Source organism: Bartonella sp. CL71SXKL (assembly GCF_042194935.1).
GTDB lineage: Bacteria > Pseudomonadota > Alphaproteobacteria > Rhizobiales > Rhizobiaceae > Bartonella.
Map to the genome: position 1 here is coordinate 50590 of NZ_JBHINI010000011.1, position 9691 is coordinate 60280.

Annotated in this window: 4 protein-coding genes; all 4 read left to right on the forward strand. The window is 36.3% G+C overall.

From position 1 onward, the window contains the following. The first annotated feature begins 183 nt into the window (after positions 1–183). On the forward strand, positions 184–384 hold the full coding sequence (locus tag ACFILA_RS06890; RefSeq protein WP_375660876.1) for a helix-turn-helix transcriptional regulator: 201 nt from the start codon (positions 184–186) through the stop codon (positions 382–384). A gap of 99 nt (positions 385–483) precedes the next feature. Continuing rightward, positions 484–1374 carry a toprim domain-containing protein gene (locus ACFILA_RS06895; RefSeq protein WP_375660877.1) on the forward strand — a complete coding sequence of 297 codons (891 nt, stop codon included), beginning with the start codon at positions 484–486 and terminating at the stop codon, positions 1372–1374. Positions 1375–1379: 5 nt separating this feature from the next. Then, the gene (locus tag ACFILA_RS06900; RefSeq protein WP_375660878.1) at positions 1380–2960 is read left to right on the forward strand and encodes a YfjI family protein; all 1581 of its coding nucleotides are present in this window, start codon (positions 1380–1382) and stop codon (positions 2958–2960) included. Positions 2961–3538: 578 nt separating this feature from the next. Continuing rightward, complete coding sequence (locus ACFILA_RS06905) at positions 3539–8515, forward strand: DEAD/DEAH box helicase (protein ID WP_375660879.1); 4977 nt, start codon at positions 3539–3541, stop codon at positions 8513–8515. The last annotated feature ends 1176 nt before the right edge of the window (positions 8516–9691 follow it).

Here is a 9691-nt window from a genome sequence, read left to right on the forward strand (position 1 = left end):
TCTGTGGATAACTTTAGCTCTCTTCTCTCTCATTCTTTCTCAATAAGAGTCATAAATTATCACATAAAAAATTGTATGATAATATATTGTTTTCTATAAATAAAACATCTTTCTAAATGAACCAAAATGTGGTTAATAAATGGTTATGATTTGTTGCCATTTTTTGATAGAAAGGATTTTAGTATGACAGAAAATGATATTCTTTTAACAGACCGTGAAAGTGCAAAATTGCTTCATATGAGTGTCTCAACTTTCCGCCGTCATGTAACCAATGGCTCTCTCCCAAAACCTTTAAAATTTGGCTTTTTATCCCGTTGCTTACAATCGGATCTCTTAAATGTCATCGAGCAAGCAAAACAGCAACGTCAAAGTGACGCGGCATAAAAAAAAACCTTGTCACATAAGGACGGACAAGGCTTTCTCAAACTCATCACCCTAGAGATAGCACAATCCGTCCTATGACGCAACGTTATAGGATTTAAAATGATGTGTTCTTTTAAGAATGCGCAAGGTATCACACGTGCCTTGCGTGGTACTTGGCATGGGCGTTATGGAACAGCCCGTTGCCCTGCTCATGATGATAGGCTGCCTAGCTTATCCCTTGCCAATGGACATGATGGGCGTTTATTGCTCTATTGTTATGCTGGCTGCTCTTTTAGAGAGATCATACAAGCACTCATTAGAATTGGCTTGCTTGGAAAACAAGCCTTTTTTGATAAAGCTTATGATCAGACGCTCTCTTTCTCAAAACAGTTTTGTGCTGATCTCAAACGAGCAAAACAGAAAGCAGAGAGAGCAAAAGCAATTTGGCAACAATGCCAACCAATCAAAAATACTTTAGCAGAAACCTATTTACGTATGCGGGGTATTACATGTGATTTGCCTGCTGATTTACGCTTTCACGACAACTGTCCGCACCCATTAGGGATTACACTGCCCGCGTTGGTGGCTCTTGTTAAGGGTGCTGGCTCCTTTGCTATTCATAGAACCTTTTTACAAGCCAATGGCTGCAAAACAGACCAGAAACCAGCAAAAGCCATGTTGGGATCTGTAATGGGCGGTGCTGTGCATTTAAGTCAAGCCAATCCAAAACATCTGGTTATTTGTGAAGGCATTGAAACGGGGCTGTCTCTGCTGTCTGGGTTGTTATCAGAGCCCGTTAATTTATGGGCGTCTCTTTCAACCAGTGGCATGATGCGTGTGAATTTACCCCATACAAAAGGACATCTGACAATTGCAATGGACGGCGATGATGCGGGTCGTAAAGCAGGTTTTACCCTAGCTGCACGTGCTTATAGCCAAGGCTTTGAGGTCTTTATCATGCAAGCCCCTAACGCTTTAGATTTCAATGATTTTCTCTATTATTCAAGGTAAGTAATATGACAAAAGATAATCAAAATATTTTAGAGAGTAATACCCCTGTCAATGATAACGATAATGCTTGTTTAAAAGCCATTCCTTATGAACAAGCCTTGCAACAAAACGGTTGGGGGGAATTAAAACCACTTGAATATACTCTCTTACCCGTCGAGCCTTTTCATGCTGCGCAAATGCCTTTAACTTTAAGTCGCTATGTTTATGACGTTTCAGAGCGTCAACAAGCTCCAATGGATTTTATTGTTGTCTCTGCTTTATGCGGTTTGGCGGCTGTCATTGGTAATGGCGTGCGGGTTGCTCCAAAACAATATGATGATTGGACGATTGTCCCTAATCTCTGGGGCGCTCTTATTGGTCAATCATCAACATATAAAACACCAGCCATGAAAGCCGCTTTAGCGCCCATTACTTGCCTTCAAAAGCAATGGTATAAAGAGTGGTTAAAACAGAAAGAAAAACAAGAAATTGAAGAGAGATTTGAAACTTTAGACAAACGAGAAAAGGAAAAACAAGCCCATAAAGCGATCAAAAAAGGAGATCTTGAAACAGCCCGTGCTCTTTTGTCTGAAGCCCCTTCTAAAGATAATACACATGATGATGATGTCTCTCGTTTTATTGTCAATGATGTGACGGTTGAAAAGCTTGGGGAACTCTTAAAAGAAAACCCCCGTGGTCTCTTAATGGTTCGTGATGAGTTATCTGGTTTTTTAACCAATCTAGAAAGAAAGGAATATCAAACAGACCGTGCTTTTTATCTCACAGCTTTTAATGGAGATGATCAATTTACCTATGACCGTATCGAGCGGGGAACCATTTTTATCCCCCATGTAACGTTATCAATAATTGGAGGCATTCAACCTTCACGAATTATTCCCATCATTCAAGCCATGCACCATGGAATAAACGATGACGGTTTATTGCAACGGTTTCAAATGATTGTGTGGCCCGATGAAAATCAAGAATGGAAATTGATTGATAGACCGCCCAATCAAGAGGGCTGGCAAAAGTATGAAGGTGTTTTTCGCTCTTTTCGTGATAAACGATTAGGTTCTCCAGAACACCCGCTGATCATGCGTTTTATGCCAAAAGCACAAGAGAAATTTTATGAATGGTTAGAAAACCTTCATAGAGAAGCAAAAGGGGGTCGTTTCTCCGAAAGCTTACAATCGCATGTTTTAAAAATGCCAAAGACCATAGCAAGCCTTGCGTTAATTTTTGAACTTCTTGATAGTGGTGGTTTTGAAATTGGTCTCTATGCCATTACAACAGCATTGCGTTGGGAAAAATATCTATTAAGTCATGCAAAACGTCTTTATGCGGCGCATGATACATTAACAGCAGAGCGTGCAAAATTAATTGTTGAACGCTGTGATCATTTACCCGATATTTTTATAGCAAGGGATGTTTATAAACGTGATTGGAAATGTTTAACAGACAATCAAACCGTTAAGCAAGCTTTAGAGCTTTTATGTCGTTGTAACTATATTCGTGAAATCTCTGGAGACAATAACTCCCAAGGCGGTCGACCTACCATACGTTATGAATGGCACCCCTTAGTGAAAAGTCATAAGACATCACACTGAGGCAATTTGGAAATCTTATAAAACATTAAACAATATAACAGTGAACCTTTAAAGCACTCCCCATCATTAGTTTTTGGGGGTTATGGGGGTTCTTTTTACCCCCCTTTATATATATTTTTTAGTCAAAATAAAAGTTATTATATTTCAAGTGGTTAATATTTTACAGATCTAAAAAAACAACCTATATCGACATTACAACCTATAAATTCAACCAATAACATATGTTTTGTAGGTGTTTTGGGGGTTTTAAAAACAGACAAAACCTATCTATAAAATAATTCATAAAACTTATCAAAATACTCATTCTGATGTTTTAAAGTCCATGGTGCATTTGTCTTGATTAACAGGTCAATTAACACATCAAATAAACAGCAAATTTCACTATTTTGCTGATCTTATCCCATGTCATGGGCTGTGGATAAACAGCATTAAAAAAAACTTTTGAAAAAAATTTATCCGCTTTTTAGCATTTTCCGAATTTTTCACACTATTCATTCAAAATGGATTTAATAAGCTTCATTTTGATTCTTTTGAAGAGAATTAATCAATAGAATATATTGTCATGGAGTTTATTCTTTATGCTTCGCCCTCATCATTCTGATCATGAACATGTCTCTTTACGCTCTCTCTTAGAATATTATCGTCAACAAGCAAAATCACCTCGTGAATTGGGAACATTGTTTGAAAATCTTGTCATAGCTTATCTTATGCATGACCCTCTCCATTTTGGACGATATGAAACGGTTGAGAGCTATTATGAATGGGCAACAGAGCGTGAAGGTTGGAATAAAAATGATATCGGCATTGATCTGGTGGCAAAGCTTCGCAATCAAGAGGGATATGTGGCTATTCAATGTAAGTTTTATAAAGCTGACCATCAGATCAGTAAAAAAGATATTGATAGCTTTATCGCTGCCTCTGGAAAAGACATCTTTAAATATCGTCTTCTCGTTGATACCACAGAAGTGGAATTAAGTGACAATGTGAATGCCATGATTAAAGGACAAGCGATACCCGTTTATCGTATTGACCTTCGTCATATGGAAAACAGTCGGATAGATTGGCAAATATTTGCAACAAAACAAGAAGTTCTTCTGAAATCAACAAAAGAGCCTCGTCCCCATCAAGAAGAAGCCATCAAGAAAGTCTGTGAAGGGTTAAAAGAAGCAGATCGTGGCAAGCTGATTATGGCATGTGGAACGGGGAAGACTTTCACAAGCCTTAAGATAGCAGAACACATAGCAGGAAAAGGCAAGCGTGTGTTGTTTCTGGTGCCTTCTCTTGCTTTAGTCTCGCAAACGATCCGTGAATGGACAGCCGATGCACAAGTGCCCTTGCGTTCTTTTGCCGTGTGTTCGGATACAAAAGTAGGCAAGCGTCGTAAAAACCAAGATGATATTGTTGGCATGGAAACATCAGATCTTGTTCTCCCTGCTACAACAGATGCGAAAGCCCTTGCCAAAGAAGCTTGTGAAAACCTAGCAGATGCAATGACGGTCATCTTTTCAACCTATCATTCTATCCAAGTGATTTCGGATGCACAAAATACCCATGGGTTACCTGAATTTGATCTGATCATTTGTGATGAAGCCCATAGAACAACTGGTGTTGTGTTGGGAACAGAAAAGCATGAATCTGAATTTATCAAGGTTCATGACAATAGCATTATTCGAGGAAAAAAACGCCTCTACATGACAGCAACCCCAAAGATCTTTAGTGACAAGCTGAAAAGGAATGCTTTCTTATCCAATAACGTTTTGGTGTCCATGGATAATGAAAAACTCTATGGCAAACAACTTTACACTTACAACTTTTCACGTGCTTTAGAGGATAAGCTGTTATCACCTTGTAAAGTTATCATATTAGTTGTCAACGAAGAAGAAGTAAGTCAATCCATTCAACATCTGATTACCGATAAGAATTATGAACTTATTCTCGATGATAGGACCAAGATTAATGGCTGTTATAGAGCCCTTACCAAAATGGATCTGAAACTTGATCTTGAAGATGACCCCAAGCCCATGCGTAGAGCTTTAGCTTTTTGCAAAGATATTGATACTTCTAAACGCATATGCAAAAGATTCAAAAAAGAAAAAGTGCAAGAATCTTTACGCGCTCTTCATAAAAACTATAAAGATACTCCTCCTCTTAACTGTACCCTTGCCCATATTGATGGAACCTTTAGTGCTAAAGAGCGTACAAAACAACTTGAATGGTTAAAGGAAGATGCGGGGGAAAATACTTGTCGTGTACTTACCAATGTACGCTGTCTTTCTGAAGGTGTTGATGTACCCGCTCTTGATGCTGTTCTATTTTTACACCCGCGCAAAAGTCAAATTGAGATTATTCAAGCAATAGGACGTGTAATGCGTCGAGCAGAGGGTAAAAAAAGAGGCTATATCATTCTACCCGTTGGGATACCCGCTGATATTCCGCCGGAAATAGCCTTAGAAAACAACCAAAAGTATAATGTCATCTGGCAAGTTCTCAATGCTTTACGTGCCCATGATGATAACTTTAATAAAATAATTCACCATATGCACAAAAAACAAGACGTAAGCGATGCTCTTGAAATTGTTGCTGCTTCTCAAGAACTTGCGTTAGAAGATACGACCACGGTTATTGATGATTTACCTATACGCTCAAAATTAGAGTATTCAGGACTTAATATTGGGTTAGCAACTTATGAATCCTCTCACACATGTGAAGAACAAGGAGAACTCCCCCTTTTTTCTAAATGTAAAGATGTCATTAAAGCTGCTATTGTTAATAGATTTTACGACCCTAGCTATTGGAAAAAATGGGCAATAAATGTTGGTGATCTTGCTCAAACTCATATCACACGCTTAACTGAGGTTTTGACGAAATCAGAAACTGAAACACGGCGTGTGTTTAATGATTTTATGACCGAATTACGTAGTAATTTAAATACAACTATCTCCGAACAAAATGCGATTGAAATGCTTGCGCAACATCTTGTGACGCGTCCAGTCTTTAATGCTTTATTTGAGGGGCATCAGTTTGTTCAAGAGAATCCCGTATCTTGTGCTTTACAACGTGTACTCAATGTCCTTGATAAAGTTACCCCTAAAGAAGAATCTCAAGATCTGAACAATATTTCTAGGAGTATACAATTTTACACGCGTGGAATTACCAATCTTGAAGCACAACAAAGTTTAATTGTAGAGCTTTATAATGAATTTTTCCGTTATGCTTTTCCGCGTACAGTAGAAAAATTAGGCATTGTTTATACTCCCATTGAGGTTGTTGATTTTATCATTCATTCTGTTGATGATGTGTTGCGTCATGAATTTGGAAAAAGTCTAGGATCACGTGGTGTTTCTATTCTTGACCCTTTTACGGGTACTGGGACCTTTATCACACGGCTATTACAATCCAATCTCATCAAACCAGAGGATATGGAATATAAATACCGTTATGATATCCACGCAAATGAGATTGTCTTGCTAGCCTATTACATAGCAGCCATTAATATCGAAGCAACCTATCATGGTCTTATGAAAGGAAATTATATCCCTTTCAAGCATATTGGTTTGACTGATACGTTTCGAATGATTGAAAAACAAGATCTTATGGAAGGTATACTCAAAGAAAACAGTGAATATTTGGAACATCAGAAAAATTTGACTATCGAAGTTATCTTCGGCAACCCGCCTTATTCAACTGGTCAAAAAAGTGCTAATGATAATGCGAAGAATACCCCTTATCCGATATTAAATAACCGTATTGGTGAAACTTACGCCGCTCAATCTAAAGCAAGCCTTATGCGAAATCTTTATGATAGTTATATTCGTGCCATTCGCTGGGCAAGTGACCGTATAAAAGATTGTGGTGTGATTGGTTTTGTTACAAATGCAAGTTATATAGATACAAAATCTATGGATGGTTTACGCAAATGCCTAGTTGAAGAATTTTCAAGCCTTTATATTTTTCATTTACGAGGGAATCAAAGAACTTCTGGAGAACTTTCGCAAAAAGAAGGCGGTAAGATTTTTGGTGAAGGCTCTCGAGCCCCTATTGCTATCTCTATTCTCGTAAAAAATCCAAAATCCAAACAACAGGGGAAAATATATTTCCGTGATATTGGAGATTACCTCACAAGAGAAAAAAAGCTTAAAACAATTAAAGAATTTGGTAGCATTAATGGTATTACACGAAGTAAACAAGGTTGGCAAATAATCACACCAGATAAACATGGTGATTGGCTTGGTCAACGTGATAACAATTTCAAAGCATTTTTAGCCATAGGTGTTAAGAAAGGTCATGGTAAAAAGCTTTTTGAAAATTTTTCGTGTGGTGTTGTAACTAGCCGTGATGCTTGGGTATACAATTCAAGCCATGAAGTTTTAGCTAAAAACATAAGTAATATGATTGCCTTCTATAACAGTGAAGTAAAGCGTTTTAATAATGCTTATGGACATGTTGATCGTAAAACACTTACAAAAGTTGTAGACAATTTCGTCAATACAGATGCCAGAAAAATCAGTTGGAGCCGTGCTCTTAAACAAGATTTAGCAAAAGGAAAGATTTTTAAATTTGAAGCTACATGCCTTATGCAAAGTTTATATCGTCCTTTTACACAACAGTGGCTCTATTACAATCGTGCCTTTAATGAAATGGTTTTACAAATGCCGCGAATATTTCCGATAGGGGAAACGGTTGAAAATATGGTAATACAAATTACAGGTATAGGAGCAAGAAGATTTTCTGTATTGATGAATAAAGCCTTACCTAGTTTAGATGCAATAGAAAAAGGTCAATGCTTTCCAAGATATTTTTACAAACACACTCCAGTTTCAAAGAGTAAAAATAAAAACCAATCCCTTTTATTTACAAACTCTATAGAAGAAAGCACAACAGCTGGTTTACAAAGGCGTGATGCCATTACTGATGAGGGACTAGAACATTTTAAAGCCGCTTATCCTAATCAAACCATAACAAAAGATGATTTGTTCTATTATGTTTATGGGATTTTACATTCGGAAGATTACCGTGCCCGTTATGCTGATAACCTCTCTAAAGAATTGCCTCGTATCCCGTGTGTAAAGAGTGCTGATGACTTTTGGAAATTTGTAACAGCAGGACGTGAACTAGGTCATTTGCACGTGAATTATGAAGATGTAGAGCCTTATCCTGTCACCTTTAAAAAGGGTAATCCAAAAGTTACAGAGATCTCTAATCCCGAAAAATTCTATTATGTAACTGAAATGAAATTTGCAAAAATTAAGAATAGTAAGGAAAAGGATAAATCAACTGTTATTTATAACAGCAATATTACCATAACAGATATCCCTCTTGAAGCTTATGAGTATATCGTCAATGGCAAGCCTGCTCTTGAATGGGTTATGGGGCGTCAATGTGTAAAGACTGATAAAAAGAGTGGTATTGTCAATGATGCCAATCGCTATGCTGTTGAAACCGTTGGCAACCCTGCCTACCCTCTAGAGTTATTTCAGAGGGTTATTACCATAAGTTTAGAGACAATGAAAATTGTTAAGAACTTACCAAAATTAGAGATTAGAGAAACTGAATAACTTATAAAGCATGCTCACATAATGGGCATGCCAATCTTATTAAATCCGCTTATGTATTAGTTTAAATAACAGTCTATTTTATCATCTGTTATGAGATAAACTAAGATAGGAAATAATTACGTTATCAAGATCTCTTTAATGGACTTTTGTAAATTCTTTAAACGTATCATCTTGTGAGTTGATTACCTATAATCTTAAAAGGAATAATTTATCATGCGTTATTCTAAAAAGAAACCATTTGCATTTTTAGATACTCTTATTTGGATTGCTTTAAGACTTTTAAGAAATCCACTCTTAAATAGAATTAGATTTTTTTACATTGCCTTTAAAAGATTATACCGTAATCTAAAATGATAGCTTTATTGTTTTCAAAAGCTTTGTTTAAAGAGAGTTATATATATATTCATTTTCTTATATTACTTATAGGTTTTGAAGGTTTCTCAAACCCCCAAAACACCTACAAAACCCTCTTAAATATATATTAAAGATTGTATTTATGTTTTGTGTTTAATATAGGTTGTTTATTTGAAAGATTAACTTATTGAAATATAATAACTTTTATTTTTGACTAAAAAAATATATATAAAGGGGGGGTAAAAAGAACACCCATAACCCCCATAACCCCCTAAACTCATAACCACAATAGTCTTAATAGGATTTCTTATCATTATAAACTGTCTTTTGAAAATTCACTTAATATGTTTAAAATAACTTTTTACTCTTATTATTTTTTTAAGTACCAACCTTTAAATCTATAAATACGTCTTAATAGCATTTTTATGATTATAAACCGTTTCTTTTGAAAGGCTTTAAAGGATCATATGCTTTTCATAAAGCACATTTTAATCATTTACTAAAATCATAAGATTCGTCTGTTAAATAAACTGACATAACCGAAAATAGACAAAAGCTCACTAAAAGAGATTTTGATAATCTATGAAATAATAGGTTATTTCCTTTAAATCTTGCACCAAAACCATGATCAGAGCCACACCACTGTTGAGTTTTTCAACTAGTGATCAAGGCTTTGGACCGCACCTTATTTTCTAAATTTCTGAGAACTTTTCGATATTTTTTAGGTGCTATTTCTTGTCTTTTCTTCCGATAAAATTGACTATTTTCTCTTTCCACGAGCGGGGTTGCTCCTTGCTGGTAACCTCTTGTGGATCATCAAGC